Source organism: Pseudomonas nunensis (assembly GCF_024296925.1).
In the GTDB taxonomy this organism is placed as follows: domain Bacteria; phylum Pseudomonadota; class Gammaproteobacteria; order Pseudomonadales; family Pseudomonadaceae; genus Aquipseudomonas; species Aquipseudomonas nunensis.
In genome coordinates this window covers 5,241,459-5,260,614 of the sequence record NZ_CP101125.1, presented here as the reverse complement: position 1 = coordinate 5,260,614, position 19,156 = coordinate 5,241,459, and the positions used below count along the sequence as shown (strand labels likewise).

Annotated in this window: 12 protein-coding genes; 6 read left to right on the top strand and 6 right to left on the bottom strand. The window is 61.1% G+C overall.

The window, feature by feature from the left end; genetic code table 11:
- A complete protein-coding gene (gene cra, locus NK667_RS23160) occupies positions 1 to 996 on the bottom strand; it encodes a catabolite repressor/activator (RefSeq protein WP_054616158.1) in 996 nt (331 codons plus the stop codon).
- Between the two features lie 290 nt (positions 997 to 1,286).
- Between cra and ptsP the strand changes: the two genes are divergently transcribed.
- The 4 genes from ptsP to NK667_RS23140 all read left to right on the top strand — a co-directional run bounded on the left by ptsP (position 1,287) and on the right by NK667_RS23140 (position 8,550).
- Positions 1,287 to 4,148: a phosphoenolpyruvate--protein phosphotransferase gene (gene ptsP, locus NK667_RS23155; protein WP_054616157.1), complete on the top strand. Its 2,862-nt coding sequence runs from the start codon at positions 1,287 to 1,289 to the stop codon at positions 4,146 to 4,148.
- Complete coding sequence (gene pfkB, locus NK667_RS23150; RefSeq protein ID WP_054616156.1) at positions 4,148 to 5,089, top strand: 1-phosphofructokinase; 942 nt, start codon at positions 4,148 to 4,150, stop codon at positions 5,087 to 5,089. The genes ptsP and pfkB overlap by 1 nt, the downstream gene beginning before the upstream one ends.
- An 11-nt stretch (positions 5,090 to 5,100) precedes the next feature.
- Complete coding sequence (locus NK667_RS23145; protein ID WP_054616155.1) at positions 5,101 to 6,840, top strand: PTS fructose-like transporter subunit IIB; 1,740 nt, start codon at positions 5,101 to 5,103, stop codon at positions 6,838 to 6,840.
- 168 nt (positions 6,841 to 7,008) lie between these two features.
- Complete coding sequence (locus NK667_RS23140) at positions 7,009 to 8,550, top strand: alkaline phosphatase D family protein (protein WP_054616154.1); 1,542 nt, start codon at positions 7,009 to 7,011, stop codon at positions 8,548 to 8,550.
- A gap of 268 nt (positions 8,551 to 8,818) precedes the next feature.
- On the opposite strand, the gene NK667_RS23135 is transcribed toward NK667_RS23140, so the two are convergent.
- A complete protein-coding gene (locus NK667_RS23135; protein WP_054616307.1) occupies positions 8,819 to 11,344 on the bottom strand; it encodes a PepSY domain-containing protein in 2,526 nt (841 codons plus the stop codon).
- A 262-nt stretch (positions 11,345 to 11,606) separates the two neighbouring features.
- On the bottom strand, positions 11,607 to 13,865 hold the full coding sequence (locus NK667_RS23130; RefSeq protein WP_054616153.1) for a TonB-dependent receptor: 2,259 nt from the start codon (positions 13,863 to 13,865) through the stop codon (positions 11,607 to 11,609).
- A 207-nt stretch (positions 13,866 to 14,072) separates the two neighbouring features.
- Here NK667_RS23130 and NK667_RS23125 point away from each other — a divergent pair, with 207 nt between their 5' ends.
- Both NK667_RS23125 and NK667_RS23120 read left to right on the top strand, forming a co-directional pair.
- Positions 14,073 to 14,753 (top strand): Fe2+-dependent dioxygenase, encoded by a 681-nt coding sequence (locus NK667_RS23125; RefSeq protein ID WP_054050003.1) that lies wholly within the window; start codon positions 14,073 to 14,075, stop codon positions 14,751 to 14,753.
- The gene (locus NK667_RS23120; RefSeq protein WP_054616152.1) at positions 14,750 to 15,517 is read left to right on the top strand and encodes a tetratricopeptide repeat protein; all 768 of its coding nucleotides are present in this window, start codon (positions 14,750 to 14,752) and stop codon (positions 15,515 to 15,517) included. The genes NK667_RS23125 and NK667_RS23120 overlap by 4 nt, the downstream gene beginning before the upstream one ends.
- 212 nt (positions 15,518 to 15,729) lie before the next feature.
- Here NK667_RS23120 and NK667_RS23115 read toward each other — a convergent pair whose 3' ends face one another.
- From NK667_RS23115 to NK667_RS23105, 3 genes are all read right to left on the bottom strand, one after another.
- Positions 15,730 to 16,893, bottom strand: a complete 1,164-nt coding sequence (locus NK667_RS23115) for a type III PLP-dependent enzyme (RefSeq protein ID WP_054049998.1) — start codon at positions 16,891 to 16,893, stop codon at positions 15,730 to 15,732.
- Positions 16,894 to 17,343: 450 nt separating this feature from the next.
- Positions 17,344 to 18,501 (bottom strand): osmoprotectant ABC transporter ATP-binding protein OsmV, encoded by a 1,158-nt coding sequence (locus tag NK667_RS23110; protein ID WP_054616151.1) that lies wholly within the window; start codon positions 18,499 to 18,501, stop codon positions 17,344 to 17,346.
- Positions 18,498 to 19,151 carry an ABC transporter permease gene (locus NK667_RS23105; protein WP_054049996.1) on the bottom strand — a complete coding sequence of 218 codons (654 nt, stop codon included), beginning with the start codon at positions 19,149 to 19,151 and terminating at the stop codon, positions 18,498 to 18,500. The genes NK667_RS23110 and NK667_RS23105 overlap by 4 nt, the downstream gene beginning before the upstream one ends.
- Positions 19,152 to 19,156: the final 5 nt, after the last annotated feature.

Here is a 19,156-nt window from a genome sequence, read left to right as displayed (position 1 = left end):
TCAGTCCTGAAGGATGCGTTGCTTGAAGGTCCGCGCGATGGCCTGAACGCCGGGTTGATAATCCGATTGTTCGATGGCGGCGAGTGCCAGTTCCAGCGCTTTGTCGGCGATCAACTGATGTTGCTGGGCCATGGCGTTGACCGGCAACGGCAGGAAATCCAGCAACTGAGTATCGCCGAACGTGCCGAGGCGCAGCGGACGAGACTTGAGCGGGAAGTCATGCAAGGCGTCGAATACACCCTGCAGCAGCACGTAGGACGTGGTCACCAGCGCATCCGGCAAATGCCCCAGGCGCTGGAGCAATTCGTCCATCAATTGCTTGCCGCATTCGCGGCTGAACGACTCGCCGTGTTCGATCAATATTTCGCCTTTGAACCCGCTCAGCGCTTCTTTAAAACCGGCGGCCCGTTCCTGGCTGATGCTCAGTTCCGGGCGGGCGCCGATCAGCGCGATTTGCTTGGGCAACGGTTCGAGCAGACTGCGGGTCAGTTGCAGGCTGGCCTCGCGGTCGTCACTGATCACCGAGCAGAAATGCTCGGGCTCCATGACCCGGTCGATGGCGATGATCGGAATGCCTTTGGCCTGCAGCTGACGATAGCTGTCATCGTCCGTTGGCAGGCAACTGGCGACGATCAGCGCGTCGCAGCGCCGGGCACGGAACAGTTTGAGCAACTGCCGCTCGCTGTCCGGCGCATCGTCGGAGCTGGCGATCAGCAACTGATAGCCGCGTGCCCGGGCACCTTGCTCCAGGAGTTTGGCGATCCGTGCGTAACTGGGGTTTTCCAGATCCGGCAGGATGAAGCCCAAGGTGCGGGTGTGCCGACTGCGCAGCCCGGCCGCTTGGGGATTGGGTGTAAAGCCATGTTGCTCGACCACGGCACGCACACGCTCGACGGTAGCGCTGCTGATACGTTGCTGTGTGGCCTTGCCATTGATGACATAACTGGCGGTGGTAACGGACACACCGGCCAACTGTGCGATATCACTGAGTTTCAACTCGGGATTTCCTTGTTTTTTCGAGCTTGCCCCGACATTTTCGCCAATCCTACCCGATTCGAGCAGGCGACCAATGTCGCAACGCTTCCGACAAGTTGGACTTCAAGGATGGTGCATTATCGAGTAACGTGCCAATCATTCTAGATTAAACGTTTCAGCAAGCGTATTTTCTGCGTTATAGGTTCCTTTGACCGGTTCTGCCGCGAAACCGCCAAATGTGATCACGAAGAGCCTAAGCTGAATCATTCAAAACAATACCTGGCGTCCCAAGGCGCCAAAAAGGAGAAAGCATGCTCGAGCTCACCATAGAGCAGATATCCATGGGCCAGTCGGCTGTGGATAAGTCAGCCGCGTTGCACTTGCTGGCCCAGCATCTGGTTGCCGACGGTCTGGTAGCAGAAGGTTATCTCGCCGGTTTGCAGGCGCGCGAAGCCCAGGGCTCGACCTTTCTCGGTCAAGGTATTGCCATCCCCCACGGTACTCCGGAAACCCGCGACCAGGTGTTTTCCACTGGCGTGCGGCTGATGCAATTTCCCGAGGGCGTGGACTGGGGCGACGGCCAGATCGTTTATCTGGCGATCGGTATCGCGGCCAAATCCGATGAGCACCTGCGTCTGCTGCAACTGCTGACCCGCGCCCTCGGCGAAACCGACCTGGGCCAGGCCCTGCGTCGCGCCAGTTCCGCCGAAGCGCTGCTGAAGCTGCTGCAAGGCGCGCCGCAAGAGCTGGCGCTGGATGCACAGATGATCGGCCTCGGCGTGTCTGCCGATGATTTCGAAGAACTGGTCTGGCGCGGTGCGCGTTTGCTGCGTCAGGCCGATTGCGTGAGCAACGGTTTCTCCGCCGTGTTGCAACAGGTCGAAGCGCTGCCGCTGGGTGATGGTTTGTGGTGGCTGCACAGCGAACAAACCGTGAAACGTCCGGGCCTGGCCTTCGTCACGCCGGACAAACCGATGCGTTACCTGGGCCAGCCGTTGAGCGGTCTGTTCTGTCTGGCCAGTCTCGGCGAAGCGCATCAAGCCCTGCTCGAACGCCTGTGCGCCCTGCTGATCGAAGGTCGCGGCCACGAATTGGGCCGCGCCACCAGCAGCCGCAAAGTCCTCGAAGTGCTCGGCGGTGAAGTGCCCGCCGACTGGCCGAGCGCACGCATCGCCCTGGCCAACGCCCACGGTTTGCATGCGCGCCCGGCGAAGATCCTTGCGCAATTGGCGAAAAGCTTTGAAGGCGAGATTCGCGTGCGCATCGTCGATGGCCAGGACAGCGCGGTGTCGGTGAAGAGCCTGAGCAAACTGCTGAGCCTCGGCGCCCGTCGCGGTCAGGTGCTGGAATTCATCGCCGAACCGAGCATCTCCGCCGATGCGTTGCCGGCGTTGCTAGCGGCCATTGAAGAAGGCCTCGGTGAAGAAGTCGAGCCGTTGCCGGCGGTCAGTCAGCAGCGCGAAGTGATGGCCGATATCGCCGAAGTACTGCTGGCGCCAAAGTCCGGCAGCCTGGTCCAGGCCATCGCCGCTGCCCCGGGTATCGCTATCGGGCCGGCGCATATTCAAGTGCTGCAAGCCATCGATTACCCGCTGCGCGGTGAGTCTGCCGCCATCGAGCGCGAACGCCTGAAACAAGCGCTGACCGATGTGCGTCGCGACATCGAAGGCTTGATCGAGCGCAGCAAATCCAAGGCAATTCGCGAGATTTTCATCACCCACCAGGAAATGCTCGACGACCCGGAATTGACCGACGAAGTCGACACCCGCCTCAAACAAGGCGAGAGCGCCGAAGCGGCGTGGATGACGGTGATCGAAGCCGCCGCCAAACAACAGGAATCCCTGCAAGACGCTTTGCTCGCCGAGCGCGCCGCTGACTTGCGCGATATCGGTCGTCGGGTGTTGGCGCAGTTGTGTGGCGTCGAAACCCCGAGCGAACCGGAGCAACCGTACATTCTGGTGATGGACGAAGTCGGTCCGTCCGACGTCGCGCGTCTCGACCCGGCGCGCGTCGCCGGCATTCTCACCGCACGTGGCGGCGCCACCGCTCACAGTGCCATCGTCGCCCGTGCGCTGGGGATTCCGGCGCTGGTCGGTGCCGGTGCAGCGGTGTTGCTGCTGGCACCGGGCACGCCGTTGTTGATCGATGGCCAACGCGGTCGCCTGCACGTGGACGCCGATGCTGCGACCTTGCAGCGCGCCACCGAAGAACGCGACACCCGCGAGCTACGGCTGAAAGCGGCCGCCGAGCAACGCCATCAACCGGCGCTGACCACCGACGGTCACGCCGTGGAAGTGTTCGCCAATATCGGAGAAAGCGCCGGTGTCACCAGCGCGGTGGAGCAGGGCGCCGAAGGCATTGGCCTGCTGCGCACCGAACTGATTTTCATGGCCCACTCGCAAGCGCCGGACGAGGCCACTCAGGAAGTCGAATACCGTCGTGTCCTCGATGGCCTGGCCGGTCGCCCGTTGGTGGTGCGCACCCTCGACGTGGGCGGCGACAAACCGCTGCCGTATTGGCCGATCGCCAAGGAAGAAAACCCGTTTCTCGGCGTGCGCGGCATTCGCCTGACCCTGCAACGTCCGCAGATCATGGAAGCGCAATTGCGCGCCTTGCTGCGTGCCGCCGACAACCGTCCGTTGCGCATCATGTTCCCGATGGTCGGCAGCGTCGATGAGTGGCGTCAGGCTCGGGACATGACCGAGCGTCTGCGTCTGGAAATTCCGGTTGCAGACCTGCAACTGGGGATCATGATTGAAGTGCCGTCGGCGGCGTTGCTCGCGCCCGTGCTGGCCAAGGAAGTCGACTTCTTCAGCGTCGGCACCAACGACCTGACCCAATACACCCTGGCCATCGACCGTGGGCACCCGACCCTGTCGGCTCAAGCTGACGGCTTGCACCCGGCGGTGCTGCAACTGATCGACATCACCGTGCGCGCGGCCCATGCCCATGGCAAATGGGTCGGCGTATGCGGCGAACTGGCGGCGGATCCGCTGGCGGTGCCGGTGCTGGTCGGCCTCGGTGTCGATGAACTCAGCGTGTCCGGCCGCAGCATCGCCGAGGTCAAGGCACGGGTCCGCGAACTCAGCCTGGCCCAGACTCAAATTCTCGCCCAACAGGCCCTGGCCGTGGGCAGCGCCAATGAAGTGCGCGCATTAGTGGAGGCCCTGTAATGGCCAAGATTTTAACCCTGACCCTCAACCCGGCACTGGACCTCACCGTCCAGTTGCCAGTGCTTGCTCCCGGTCAGGTCAACCGCAGCGACGAGATGCACACCCACGCCGCCGGCAAAGGCGTGAACGTGGCGCAAGTGCTGGCCGATCTCGGGCATCAACTGACGGTCAGTGGCTTTCTCGGTGAAGACAATCTCCAGGCGTTCGAAACGCTGTTCGCCAAGCGTGGTTTTGTCGACGCGTTCATTCGCGTCCCCGGCGAGACCCGCAGCAATATCAAACTGGCGGAAAGCAACGGGCGCATCACCGACATCAACGGTCCGGGGCCACAGGTCGATGAAGCGGCGCAGCAAGCGTTGCTCGATCGCCTGGACCAGATTGCGCCGGGGCATGACGCGGTTGTAGTCGCTGGCAGCTTGCCGCGCGGCGTCAGTCCGCAGTGGTTGCAGGCGTTGATCGTGCGCCTGAAAAACCTCGGTTTGAACGTGGCCCTGGACACCAGCGGCGAAGCCTTGCGGGCAGGGTTGGCGGCAGGTCCGTGGCTGATCAAACCGAACACCGAAGAACTCGCGGACGCGCTCGATTGCGATGTGGTTTCGGTGGCGGCCCAGGCGGAAGCAGCGAGCCGTTTGCACGCCCAAGGCATCGAGCACGTAGTGATTTCCCACGGTGCCGATGGCGTGAACTGGTTCAGTGTCGGCGCGGCGATGCATGCCACGCCGCCGAGGGTCAGCGTGGTCAGCACGGTGGGCGCCGGTGATTCGCTGTTGGCAGGAATGCTCCACGGTTTGCTCAGTGCCGATACGCCTGAACAAACCCTGCGCACCGCCACGGCGATTGCCGCGATGGCGGTCACGCAAATCGGTTTCGGCATCAATGATGCCGCGCAGTTGACGCAACTCGAACAGGGCGTGCGCGTGCGCCTCCTGACAGAACAATAAGAGGGGTTGTCATGAAGTTAGCCATTGTTACGGCCTGCCCGAACGGCATGGTCACCAGTGTGCTGTGCGCTCGGCTGCTCGATGCCGCCGCCCAGCGTCAGGGCTGGAGCACGTGCGTCGAAGTCAACGACGCGGCGCACCCGGAACGTCAGTTGTCGGCGGCCACCATTGAGTCCGCCGAGTGGGTGTTGCTGGTGACCAGCGCGCCTGTGGATATGTCTCGATTCGTCGGCAAACGGGTGTTCCGCAGCACCCCGGCCCAGGCTCTGCAAGATGTTGAAGCGGTGCTGCGCCGTGGTGCGGAAGAGGCAGAAGTCTACGTCGCCACCGAAGCCGTCGCCGAGCCTGCCGAGGTCGCTAAAAACGCACCGCGGCTGGTCGCGATCACCGCATGCCCGACCGGTGTGGCCCACACCTTCATGGCCGCCGAAGCCTTGCAGCAAGCGGCCAAGCGTCTGGGCTACGACTTGCAGATCGAAACCCAAGGCTCGGTGGGTGCACGCAACCCCCTGAGCGCGGCGGCGATTGCCGATGCTGACGTGGTGCTGCTGGCCTGCGATATCGAAGTCGCCACCGAGCGTTTCGCTGGCAAGAAGATTTACCGTTGCGGCACCGGCATCGCGTTGAAACAGGCCGAAGCCACGCTCAACAAAGCCCTGGCTGAAGGCAAGCAGGAAACCGCTTCGAGCGGTTCGAAAGGTCCGGCCAAACAAGAGAAGACCGGCGTCTACAAACACCTGCTGACCGGTGTGTCGTTCATGCTGCCGATGGTGGTGGCGGGCGGCTTGATGATTGCGCTGTCGTTCGTGTTCGGCATCACCGCGTTCAAGGAGCCGGGCACGCTGGCGGCGGCGCTGATGCAGATCGGCGGCGAGACCGCGTTCAAGTTGATGGTGCCGTTGCTGGCGGGTTACATCGCCTACTCGATTGCCGACCGTCCGGGCCTGGCGCCGGGGATGATCGGTGGTCTGCTGGCGAGCACCCTGGGCGCCGGCTTTATCGGCGGGATCATTGCCGGTTTTATCGCCGGTTACGCGGCCCAGGCGATCAATCGTTATGCGCGATTGCCGCAGAGTCTTGAGGCGCTGAAACCGATTCTGATCATCCCGCTGTTCGCGAGTCTGATCACTGGCCTGGTGATGATTTACGTGGTCGGCAAACCCGTGGCGGAGATGCTTTTAGCGCTCACGCACTTCCTCGACAGCATGGGCACCACCAACGCGATTCTGCTGGGTGTGCTGCTCGGCGGCATGATGTGCGTCGACCTTGGCGGGCCGATCAACAAGGCTGCTTATGCGTTCTCGGTAGGGCTGTTGGCGTCGCAGAGTTATGCACCGATGGCCGCGACCATGGCCGCCGGGATGGTGCCGCCGATTGGCCTGGGCATCGCCACGTTTATTGCTCGTCGCAAGTTCGCCCAGACCGAGCGCGAGGCCGGCAAAGCGGCGTTTGTGCTGGGGCTGTGTTTCATCTCTGAAGGCGCGATTCCGTTTGCTGCGAAAGACCCATTGCGAGTGATCCCGGCGAGCATCGCGGGTGGCGCGCTGACCGGTGCGTTGTCGATGTATTTCGGCTGCAAGTTGATGGCGCCGCACGGTGGATTGTTCGTGCTGCTGATCCCGAACGCGATTAACCATGCGCTGCTTTATTTGCTCGCGATAGTGGCGGGGAGTTTGCTGACGGCGGTGGTGTATGCAGTGATCAAGCGGCCGGAAGTGGTGGAGTTGGCGGTAGAACCCGTTAACGCCTAACACCAAACCCTGTGGGAGCGGGCTTGCTCGCGAAGGCGGCCTGTCAGTTGGTAAGGATGTTGACTGACACGACGCCTTCGCGAGCAAGCCCGCTCCCACAAGGGAACTGTGTTTTCACACGGGCGTCATGCGCACATGCTTAAGTTTCCCTTTTTCAGGGAGAACACCATGAGCGAATTCAACCTCGGCCGCCGGCGTGTCATGCAAGCCGTCGGCGCCGGTTTGTTGCTGCCCGGCTTGGCCCCGGCGGTGATCGCCTCGGTCAAGGATCGGCCGCAACTCACCGACGGCGTGCAGTCCGGCGACTTGCTGGGCGACCGTGCGATGGTCTGGAGCCGCAGCGACCGTCCCGCGCGTATGGTGGTGGAATGGGACACCCGCAGCCTGTTCACCAACCCCCGTCGTTTCGTTTCGCCCCTGGCGGATTCGCGCACTGACTTTACCGCTCGCGTCGAACTCACCGGTCTGCCCGCCGATCAGGCGATTTTCTATCGCGTGCACTTCGAAGACGCCCAAAACGGAACGAGCAGCGAACCCTGGTTCGGTCACTTGCGCAGCGTGCCGACGACCCGTCGCGATCTGCGTTTTGTCTGGAGCGGCGACACCGTCGGCCAGGGCTTCGGCATCAACCCGGACATCGGTGGCATGCGCATCTATGAAGCCATGCGCCTGCGCCTGCCGGACTTCTTTATCCACAGCGGCGACACCATCTACGCCGACGGCCCGGTGCCGGCGCAACTGACCACCGAGAGCGGTCGGGTGTGGCGCAACATCACCAGCGAAGCCAAGAGCAAAGTCGCCGAAACCCTCGATGAATACCGCGGCAATTATCGCTACAACCTGATGGACGAAAACATCCGCCGCTTCAACGCCGAAGTACCGCAGATCTGGCAGTGGGATGACCACGAAGTGGTGAACAACTGGTCGCCGGGCAAGCAGCTGGACGAGCGCTACAAGAGCAAAGATATCCACAGCCTGGTCGGCCGCGCGCGCCAGGCCTGGCTCGAATACGCGCCGATGCGATTACAGAGTGCTGACAACGGCGGGCGGATTTATCGCCAGCTCAGCTATGGGCCGATGCTCGATGTGTTTGTGCTGGATATGCGCAGTTATCGCGGGGCGAACGACGACAATTTGGGCGGTGAAAAACCGTTCCTCGGGCGTGAGCAACTGGACTGGCTGAAGGCTTCGTTGAAAGCCTCGAATGCGCAATGGAAAGTCATCGCGGCAGACATGCCGATCGGCCTCGGCGTGCCGGATGGTGAGGTCAGCCCGGGTGTGGCGCGTTGGGAAGCGGTGGCCAACGGTGATCCGGGACCGGCGCAGGGACGTGAACTGGAAATCGCTGAGTTGTTGGGTTTTCTGCGGGCACAGCAGGTGCGCAACTTCGTGTTTTTGACGGCGGATGTGCACTACTGCGCGGCGCATCACTACCACCCCGATCGCGCGGCGTTCCAGGACTTCGAACCGTTCTGGGAGTTCGTCGCCGGGCCGTTGAATGCCGGGAGCTTCGGGCCGAATCCGTTGGATAAAACCTTTGGGCCGGAGGTGGTGTTCGAGAAAGCTCCGCCCGCGCAGAACACCTCGCCGTTTGCCGGGTTTCAGTTTTTTGGTGAGGTGAATATTGATGGGCAGAGCGGGGAGATGAGCGTGGTGTTGCGGGATCTGGATGGGGTGAGTGTGTTTGAGCAGAAGTTGCAGCCGGTTTGACACATCACCAACCTTGTCACCGATCAAATGTGGGAGCGGGCTTGCTCGCGAAGAGGGGTTTGCATTCAACACAGATGTTTGCTGACAGATCGCCATCGCGAGCAAGCTCGCTCCCACAGGAATTACGGTGGGTCTCGGATTGTGTGTTCGATGCAATTTCAATTGTGGGAGCGAGCTTGCTCGCGATGGCGGATTAACATTCAACGAATATGTTGGCTGTCAAACCGCTTTCGCGAGCAAGCCCGCTCCCACAGGGAACTGCGTGTTTTCAGTAGACGTCGCGGCGGTAGCGGCCCTGTTCGATCAGGCGGTCTACTTCGTCGATCCCGAGTATTTCGTTGAGCGCGTGGTCCACGCCTGAGGCCATGCCTTGCAAGCTGCCGCAGATGTAGATCACCGCACCCTCGGCCAGCCATTTCTTCAGCTCGGTGGCGGATTCGCGCAGGCGGTCCTGGACGTAGACCTTCTCGGCCTGATCCCGGGAGAACGCCAGGTCCAGTCGCTCGAGATCGCCTTCGATCAACCATCCTTCCAGCTCATCGCGGCACAAATAATCGTGCTCACGCTGGCGCTCGCCAAACAGCAGCCAATGCCGTTGTTGCCCGTCGGCAATTCGCGCCTTGAGCAAACTGCGCAGCCCGGCCAGGCCGGTGCCGTTGCCCAGCAGGATCATCGGCACCGGTTCGGTCGGCAGATGGAAACCGCTGTTACGCCGCACTCGCAAACTGATGCTGCCGCCCACGGGCGCATGTTCGGTGAGCCAGCCGGAGCCGATGCCGAGGCTGCCGTCGGGGTGTACTTCCTGGCGGACGATCAGTTCCAGAATGCCGTCGGCGGCGATCGAGGCGATGGAATATTCGCGCATCGCCAGCGGCACCAAGGCCTGCACCAGCGCCTGGGCATGCAGGCCGACCAGATGCGCGCGGTTCTCGGGCATCTGGCGACTGGCGAGGGCCTGGTCCAGTGGTTGCGACAGGCCATCGAGCTCAACCATGGCCCGACCATCAATCCCCAGGCCATCGAGGAAGTGCTCGATCGCCCACGGACAATTGCGTGGCATGACTTCCACCAGGTCCCCGGCCAGCCAACTGCTGGTGTTCGGGGCGCTGAGGCCGATCTTGTACACCGGCGAGCCGCAGCTGTCCGGGTTCATCAGTTCGCGACGGGTCAGCGTCCAGTTGTCGTAGCTGGGCGCCTGCCAGGTGTCCACTGGCGCCTGTCCGGTCACCAGGCCGAGTTGCTGCTGCCAGTGACGCAAGGCGTAGGGGTCGCCGCTGTCGACTTCCACCGGGGCAAACAGGGTCTTGCCACCGTGTTCGCCGAGCCAGGTGTGCAGGCGTCGGGCGAAACCGCAGAAATGTTGATACTGGCGGTCACCCAGACCGAGCACCGCGTAGTTCAGGCTTTCCAGGCTCGACGCCTGGCTCAGCACTTTGCGTTCGAAACCCCGGGCGCTGTCCGGCGCTTCGCCATCGCCAAAGGTACTGACCACGAACAGCGCATTGTTCGAATCGCGCAAATCCTGCTCGCTGACACTCGCCAGCGGCTGCACTTTCACCGGCAATCCGGCGGCCTGCAATTGCCCGGCGGTCTGCCACGCGAGTTGCTCGGCGAATCCGCTCTGGCTGGCGAAACCGATCAGCCACGCAGGCGCATCGCTACCCGGTTGCACGAGGCCGTTACGCGCGTCCTTGATCTGGCGTTTCTTGCGCCGACGATCCAGGTACAGCAACCAGCCTGTGACGAAAAACAGCGGCATGGTCAGCGCGGTAATTGTCAGGACGATCCGCCCGACGATGCCGAAGTAACTGCCGGTGTGCAGCGCGTAGATACTGGTCAGCAACTGCGCCTTGAGGCTCTTGTCGCTGTAGCGGTCGTGGCGTTTGACGATGCCGGTCGCCGGATCGAGGCTGATCTCGTTCAGTGCGCGATCGTGAGGCGAGGTGCTCAGCAGGTAGAACACGGTCGCCGGTTGGCCGGCCAGGGGCGGCATGCGGATGTTGTAGGCGGACAGGTTCGGGCCGGCGGCGCTGTAGATGCTGCTCCACATTGCTGCGTAATCGGCGCTCGGCGCAGGACCGCTCGGCGCCGGGCCACGGTTGCGAACCCGCTCGTTCTGCGGCGCGTCGGACAGCAACTTGGTCAGTCCCTTGTTGTACCACTCGTAGGACCAGGACAACCCGGTCAGCGCGGCCAACAGGTAAAACACCAGGCACCAGGTGCCCGCCACCGAGTGCAAATCCCAATTGAAGCTGCGGCCCTTTTTCTTCCAGTCCAGGGTCAGCCAGGCGCGCCATTTGTTCCACTGGCGCGGCCAGCGCAGGTAAAGCCCGGACAGGCAGAAGAACACCAGGATGAGCGTGCAGGCGCCGGTGATCTGCCGACCGGTGTCGCCCATGGCGAGGAACCGGTGCAGTTGCAGCATCAAGCCGAAGAAGTCTTGGCCGGTGGCGTCGCCGAGGAATTCGGCGGTGTACGGGTCGAAGTAACGCATCTCACCGCGACGTTCGCCCGGAGGCGGGGTGAAAATCACGCGCGCGGCGTTGCCGCTGTCGGTCTCGACCCAGAGCATCGAGACTTTCTTGCCGGAGGTGGCTTCGATGCGTTCCACCAACTCGGCGGGTGGCAAGACACCGGCGACCTGTTTCTCGACCTGCAGCACAGAAGGATTCAGCGCCCGCAGGATTTCATCCTGGAACGAATAGGCCGCACCGGTTATGCCCATCAGGGCCAGGACCAGTCCGGCACTGATGCCAAAAAACCAGTGCAACTGGAACAGGGTTTTCTTCAACACGTCGCTCGCCTTGTTCGTTCGAAAGTAATCATCACGGCGCGCATTATGCCGTGGGTTGTCGAGAAACATTCTTTATTACGTACAAAAGCCCCGTTCAATTGAATGAACGGGGCCTGTCCCAGATGTCAGCCTTCACACACATCTCATTGTGGGAGCGGGCTTGCTCGCGAAAGCGGTGTGTCAGACAGCATTTATGTCGACTGACACTCCCTCTTCGCGAGCAAGCCCGCTCCCACAGGGGGATTGCGGGTGTGGCTGGCAATCAGAAGTGGAAGTTCGCACTCAGCAGGGCAGTACGGCCCGCTGCCACGTGGGCGTAGTGCGTCTGGAACACCTGGTCGAAATAACGCTTGTCGGTCAGGTTCTGTACGTTGAGTTGCAGGTCGACGTTCTTGGTCAGCGCGTAGCTGGCCATGGCGTCGTAGCGCCAGTAGGAAGGGATCTCCACCGAGTTGGCGACGTTACCGAACTGCGAATCGACGAAGGTTGCGCCGCCACCGATGGTCAACTTTTCCGGAATCAGGTCGTAGGTCGACCACAGGGTAAAGTTGTTCCGTGGCGTGCTCGGCATATGGTTGCCTTTGTCGGCGGCGAGGGTGGTCTTGACCACTTCGCTTTCCATGTAGGTGTAGCCGCCGAAGACTTTCCAGTTACGGGTCAGTTTGCCGGTGTAGGTCAGCTCCAGACCGTTGACGGTTTGTTCGCCGTCCAGCACTTGGGTGGTGGCGCCGTCCGGATCGTCGATACGGGCGTTGGTTTTCTCGGTGCGGAACAGTGCGGCGGTCAGCGACAGGTCGTCACCGAAGAAGTCCCACTTGGTGCCGATCTCGTAGTTGCGGTTCTTTTCCGGGTCCAGGTCACTGTTGTTCGCTGCCAGTTCCAGGCTGCCATTACCGCTGGTTTCACCGGCCGGGTTGCTGGAGGTGGAGTAGGCCGCGTACACGCTACCGTTAGGCAGCGGGTTGTAGACCACGCCGATCTGATAGTTGACCAGGTCGGTGGTGTTCTCCCGGGAGAAACTGCCCGCCGGGGTGGTACGACCGGCATTGGCGTAGCCGCTGGATTCGGTCTGGTAGTTGTCGTAACGCAGGCCCAGGTTCAGGGACCATTGCTCGTTGAACTTCAGCGTATCGAACACATAAGCCGCGGCGGTTTTGGTGTCGGTGTCGGTGAAGGCATTGCTGTCTTTGATGGAGCCCGACCAGTTATCCCCAGGCGTCGGCTTGTACAGGTTGGTGCAGTCGCCGGAGTTGAACAGCGCGCGGTTGCACGTGGTGCCAGCAGCCGTAGAGGTCAGGATATACGGGCGGTTGTGAGTGTCCTGATAGGAAAACTCCAGACCGGTGACCAGGCTGTGTTCGATCGCGCCGGTGTTGAACTTGGCGCTCAGGTCGGTCTGGTTGACCCAGCCGCTGGACGTCGAGTTACGGCTTTTCGAGCCACGGTAAACGCTGCCGTTGGCCACGTTGCCCTTGCTGTCGTCGGGGTTGGTGACGATGTAGTCGAGGGTCGAACGGGACATGCGGAAGCTGTTGGAAACGGTCAGGTCTTCATTCAGATCGTGTTCGATCTTGATCGTGCCGCTGTCGTTTTTGGTCTGGCGATAATCGCGACCGGTGAGGCCGTAGAAGTTGTCTTTATTGACGTTGGCCGGTTTGTCGACGTGGTACTTGCTGCGGTTCGGGCTCAAGGTCAGCGGCACGCCGTAGTCCGGCATGTCGTCGGTTTCGACGTGGTAGTAACCGACGGTCACTCGGGTGTCGGTGCCCAGGCCGAAGGAGAAGGTCGGCGCCACGCCCCAGCGGCTGACGTCCACGCCGTCACGCCCGGCGACGTTGGCTTCGTGCTTCATCAGGTTCAGACGGAAGGCCGAGGTGTCGTTGATCTGCTGGTTCAGGTCGAGGGTGGTGCGCTTGGTCTGGTCCGAACCCCAAGTGAAGCCGCCATTGTAGAAGTTGCCCAGTTTGGCGGTCTTGCTCACCAGGTTCAGGCTGCCACCGGTGGAACCGGCGCCAGTGAAGGCCGAGCCAGGGCCTTTGCTGATTTCGACGGATTCAACGTCGAAGATTTCACGGCTCTGGGACGCCGGGTCGCGCATGCCGTCGACGAATACATCGCTTTCAGCGTTGAAGCCGCGAATGATCGGACGGTCGCCGGCCGGGTTGCCGCCTTCACCGGCACCGAAGGTGATGCCCGGCGTGGTGCGCAACGCGTCGACCAGGCTGGTGGCGCCGGTGTCGCGAATCACTTGTTGCGGGATCACGGTGACGCTTTTCGGCGTCTCGCGCAGCGGTGCGGTGTATTTTTTCGAAGCCGAGGTGTCGGTCTTGTAGGAGGTGTCTTGCTCCTCGCCAACCACGCTGGTGGCGTCCAGGGAAATCGCATTGCCCGAGGCTTTTTCGTCCGTCTTCTCGGCAGCGAACACCATGTGCCCAGCGGAACCGGCAGTGATCGCCATGCCAATGGCAGAGGCGAGCAAACGTGGTGAACTGACCGGTGATTGTTGTAATTGGCGTGACATGTGAATTCCCCTCCCCAAGGATTTGAGGTCGCGGAATATAGGGTAAACAGGTATTTGTATCAATTGCGAAACGTTACTATTCGCGACGAATTTACATTCTTTACAATTTAACCTTACGGTTTTTGCTGTCTCGTTCGTCTGTGGGGTTTTACACGGTCAATAAGAATCAATACCATTGGCGCCCCTTTGACCACCAGGTGTCGTCCCATGCTGCTGCACATTCCCGGCGTGTTCGCGAAAGAAGAAGTGCAGCGCATTCGCGAAGCCCTGGAACAGGCGGATTGGGCGGACGGCAAGATCACCGCCGGCTTCCAGTCGGCCAAGGCCAAGCACAATCTGCAACTGCCGGAAGGTCACCCGCTGGCCAAGGAAGTCGGCGCGGCGATGCTCGAACGCTTGTGGAAAAATCCGCAGTTCATGTCAGCCGCGTTACCGCACAAAGTCTTCCCGCCGCTGCTGAACTGCTACACGGCGGGCGGCAGTTTCGACTTCCATATCGATAACGCCGTGCGCCAGCCCAAGGGCAGCATCGAGCGGGTGCGCACTGACCTGTCGGCGACGCTGTTCTTCAGCGAGCCGGAGGACTACGACGGCGGCGAGCTGGAAATCCAGGACACTTTCGGCACCCAACGGGTCAAGTTACCCGCCGGCGACATGGTCCTGTACCCCGGCAGCAGTCTGCACAAGGTCAACGCCGTCACTCGCGGTACGCGCTATGCCTCGTTCTTCTGGACCCAAAGCCTGGTCCGTGAAGACAGCCAGCGCGCCTTGTTGTTCGAGATGGACGGCGCGATCCAGCAACTGACCCAGGACATGCCTGACCACCCTTCGCTGATCCGCCTCACCGGCACTTATCACAACCTGCTGCGCCGCTGGGTCGAGGTATGAGTTATCAACTGCGCCGCGAGGAAGTCCTCGACGGTGATCGGCTCAAAGCCATGCTTGAGGAAAGTCCGGCGCGGGCGGCCCAAGCGATTCTGATCGCTGCACGCGAAGGCGTGCTCGATGCCCAGGCATTGCTCGGGCAGATTTTGCTGGACGGGCAGGGCATCGAACAGGATCCGCCGCTGGCGGTGCGTTGGTTCGGGATTGCCGCCAGTGGCGGACACTTGATGGCGCGCAACATGCTCGGTCGTTGCCATGAACATGGCTGGGGTTGCAGCGCCGATGCTGCAGTGGCGGCGGGGCATTATCGGCTGGCGGCCGAGAAGGGCCTGGATTGGGCGATGTACAACTACGCCAATCTGCTGGCGACCGGGCGCGGTGTTGCTGAAGACCAGGTGCAAGCGCTGGGTCTTTATCGGCGTGCCGCTGAAATGGGCCACGCGAAATCGATGAACCTGCTGGGCCGTTATCTGGAGGAAGGGCGGGTATGTCCGGCGGATCCGCAAGCTGCGCGTGATTGGTATCGGCGCTCGGCGGTGGGCGGGGACTTTCGTGGGCAGTTCAGTTATGCGGCGGTGCTGGCGGATGAAGGCCATATCGAAGAGGCGCTGGATTGGTTGCGCAAGGCATTGGCCGGCGGGAATCTGAATTTCCTGCGGGTCGCGAGCAAGGCATTGGCAAACGCAACGGATCCGAACATTCGAGCATTGGTGGCGGATTATGCCCAGCGCTGCGTCGAACTGGAGTACGACCTCAAACCCCTGTAGGAGCTCGTAGGAGCTGTCGAGTGCAACGAGGCTGCGATCTTTTGACTTTGATTTTAAAAAAAAAAGATCAAAAGATCGCAGCCTCGTTGCACTCGACAGCTCCTACCAGCTCCTACCAGCTCCTACGGGGTTGGGGTGTTTTCAAGGGGCGGATTTCAGGCACAAAAAAGCCCATGACTCGTCATGGGCTTTTTGTTTTCAGCGGGTAACGCTTACACGTAAAACGACTTCAGCGGCGGGAAGCCGTTGAATTCAACCGCGCTGTAACTGGTGGTGTAGGCACCGGTGGACAACCAGTACAAACGATCACCAATGGCCAGGTTCAGCGGCAAACCGTACTTGTAGTTTTCGTACATGATGTCGGCGCTGTCGCAGGTCGGGCCGGCGATGACGACTTCTTCCATCTCGCCTTTCTTCTCGGTCCAGATCGGGAACTTGATGGCTTCGTCCATGGTTTCGATCAGGCCGGAGAACTTGCCCACATCCGTGTACACCCAGCGCTCTACCGCAGTGCGGGATTTACGCGCGACCAATACCACTTCGCTGACCAGGATGCCGGCGTTGGCGATCAACGAACGGCCCGGTTCCAGGATGATTTCCGGCAGGTCGTCACCGAAGTCTTCCTTGAGGAAACGGATGATTTCTTCAGCGTAGGTTTCCAGGCTGTTGGTGCGGGTGATGTAGTTGGCCGGGAAGCCGCCGCCCATGTTGATCAGCTTCAGGTGAATGCCGTCTTCTTCTTTCAGGCGTTCGAAGATCACTTTGACCTTGGCGATCGCTGCGTCCCAGACGCTGATGTCGCGCTGTTGCGAGCCGACGTGGAACGAGATGCCGTAAGGCACCAGGCCCAGGTCGCGGGCGAGGATCAGCAGGTCCATGGCCATGTCGGTCTGGCAGCCGAATTTGCGCGACAACGGCCAGTCAGCAGTGGTCGAGCCTTCAGTCAGGATGCGCACGTAGACTTTCGAACCCGGCGCAGCCTTGGCGATGTTGCGCAGGTCGGCTTCGGAGTCGGTGGAGAACAGGCGCACGCCCTTGTCGTAGAAGTAGCGGATGTCCTTGGATTTCTTGATGGTGTTGCCGTAGCTGATGCGGTCCGGGCTGACGCCGCGGTCCATCACTTTGTCCAGCTCATAGATCGACGCGATGTCGAAGCTTGAGCCTTTCTCTTTGAGCAGGTCGATGATTTCAACGGCCGGGTTGGCCTTGACTGCGTAATAGACTTTGGCGAATTCGAAACCGGCGCGCAGGTCGTCATAGGCCTGGCTGATCATCGCGGTGTCGATCACCACGAACGGGGTTTCTTGGGTGTCGGCGAAGGCCTTCAATCTCTGGAAGGTTTCGCGCGCGTAATAGTCTTCGACGTTGATCGACATGCTGGGATCTCCTACTGGCAAACTAAATTAATCAATGGGCGCAAATGAACGTCCTCCGTATCCCCACTTTGGTTCGCCTACTTCCCAAGGCATGTCGCCGAAAGCAAAAAGGCCATGGGAAATGGTGCTTCCCTTGGCCTTGCTGTCTCGTCGTCAGTACTTGAGCCGGATGGATCGTTTCCAGCATGGACGTTCGGCGCGAACTTTAGGGCGTGAGGGGCTTGAGATCAACAAAAAATGTCGCGTTTTTGCACGCTTCCGTCGTGCGGTCCCTGACAGCTACTGATGTAACCGACCTGCATGACAGTGTGATGTTCCCCTGACAGGGATATTTGCCGGGCTTCAGGGGGAATTGTGTTGCCTTCATTCGCGAGCAAGCCCGCTCCCACAGGGGATATGTGTTGCTACACAAATCCAATGTGGGAGCGGGCTTGCTCGCGAAGGCGTCGGTCAGGCCAACGCAGTCTCGGCTGGCGAAACAATGCTGGTCTTGCCGCCACGGGACTTGCCGGAGCTCAGGTACTCGGCAATCGATTCCTGGGTCACTTCACCGAGGAATACCCGCTCGGCATCCATCACCGGCAGCCACGAGCGGTTGAACTCGTACATGCGCGACAGCAGGATGCGCAAATGCTCGTCGAACGCCGCGGTGGCGTTGAACTCGCGCAGGTATTGCGCGCAAGTCCCGGTCTGACGGTGCAAGTCGCGACGGCGTACATAACCGAGCGCCTTGTTCTCACCGTCCGTGACCACCACATAACGACGGTCGAGTTCGTCCATCAACTCCAGGGCTTCAGCCACTGGGGTTTCCGGGCTCACCGACGGCGCGTTGTCCGCCGCGTCTTCGGCTTTAACCAGCAACAGACGCTTGAGCGTGCTGTCCTGGCCGACGAAGTTGCTGACAAAGTCGTCCGCCGGGTGCGCGAGCAGGGTGTCCGGGTGATCGATCTGCAACAGCTTGCCGGCGCGGAATATCGCAATCTTGTCGCCCAGCTTGATGGCTTCGTCGATGTCGTGGCTGACCATGATCACGGTCTTGTTCAGCGCGCGCTGCATTTCGAAGAACTCGTTCTGGATCATCTCGCGGTTGATCGGATCGACCGCACCGAACGGTTCATCCATCAACAACAGCGGTGCATCTGCCGCCAGTGCGCGAATCACGCCGATCCGCTGCTGCTGACCACCGGACAATTCACGCGGGTAGCGATTCAGGTATTGCTTGGGTTCGAGCTTGATCATGCTCATCAACTCGCGGGCACGGTCGTGGCATTTCTGTTTGTGCCAGCCGAGCAGGCGCGGAACGATGGTGATGTTTTCTTCGATGGTCATGTTCGGGAACAGACCGATCTGCTGGATCACATAACCGATGTTGCGACGCAGGGTCACGGCGTCGAGGTCGGTGGTGTCTTCGCCGTTGATCAGGATCTTGCCGGAGGTCGGCTTGATCAGGCGGTTGATCATCTTCAGCGTGGTGCTTTTGCCGCAACCCGATGGCCCGAGGAACACACAGATTTCGCCTTCATTGACGGTCAGGCTTACCGAGTCCACGGCTTTCACATCTTTGCCGTTGCTTTGGAAGGTCTTGCTGAGGTTTTGAAGTTCGATCATTTGAGCAGTCCTTTTGGAGTCAGCGTGCGTTGCAGCCATTGCAGAAGCAGGTCGGCGAAGATGGCCAGGAGACTGACCAGCACGGCGCCGACGATCAGCATCGACATGTCGCTGCGGCTGATTGAAGCGAGAATAAGTACACCGAGGCCACCGGCACCGATGGTCGCGGCGATGGTCATGACACCAATGTTCATGACCACGGCGGTGCGTACGCCGGCGAGGATCACCGGCACGGCGATTGGCAGTTCAACCATGCGCAGGCGCTGGCCGAAGGTCATGCCGATACCGCGGGCGGCTTCGCGAATGCCGGGTTCGACGCCGGTCAGCGCCAGGTAGGTGTTACGCATGATCGGCAGCAGCGAATACAGAAACACTGCGGTGATCGCTGGCATCGGGCCCAGGCCCTGGCCGAATTTGGAGTAGAACGGCAGCAGCAGGCCGAACAGCGCAATCGACGGCACGGTCAGCAGCACTGTGGCGCTGGCTTGCAAGGGGCCGGCGAGCGTCGGGAAGCGCGTCATCAGCACGCCCAGCGGCACGCCAACAAGGATCGCCAGCGTCACCGCGATGCCGACCAGGGTGATGTGCTGCAAGGTCAGGTGCAGCACCAGCGGCCAATCGAGATGGGAAAAGGCGTTCAGAAATTCCATGTCTT

Bases quoted from the DNA above. Each gene is read 5' to 3' on its own strand.
- ptsP (WP_054616157.1), top strand. From the start codon at position 1,287: ATGCTCGAGCTCACCATAGAGCAGATATCCATGGGCCAGTCGGCTGTG.
- pfkB (WP_054616156.1), top strand. From the start codon at position 4,148: ATGGCCAAGATTTTAACCCTGACCCTCAACCCGGCACTGGACCTCACC.
- NK667_RS23145 (WP_054616155.1), top strand. From the start codon at position 5,101: ATGAAGTTAGCCATTGTTACGGCCTGCCCGAACGGCATGGTCACCAGT.
- NK667_RS23140 (WP_054616154.1), top strand. From the start codon at position 7,009: ATGAGCGAATTCAACCTCGGCCGCCGGCGTGTCATGCAAGCCGTCGGC.
- NK667_RS23130 (WP_054616153.1), bottom strand. From the start codon at position 13,865: ATGTCACGCCAATTACAACAATCACCGGTCAGTTCACCACGTTTGCTC.
- NK667_RS23125 (WP_054050003.1), top strand. From the start codon at position 14,073: ATGCTGCTGCACATTCCCGGCGTGTTCGCGAAAGAAGAAGTGCAGCGC.
- NK667_RS23120 (WP_054616152.1), top strand. From the start codon at position 14,750: ATGAGTTATCAACTGCGCCGCGAGGAAGTCCTCGACGGTGATCGGCTC.
- NK667_RS23115 (WP_054049998.1), bottom strand. From the start codon at position 16,893: ATGTCGATCAACGTCGAAGACTATTACGCGCGCGAAACCTTCCAGAGA.
- NK667_RS23110 (WP_054616151.1), bottom strand. From the start codon at position 18,501: ATGATCGAACTTCAAAACCTCAGCAAGACCTTCCAAAGCAACGGCAAA.
- NK667_RS23105 (WP_054049996.1), bottom strand. From the start codon at position 19,151: ATGGAATTTCTGAACGCCTTTTCCCATCTCGATTGGCCGCTGGTGCTG.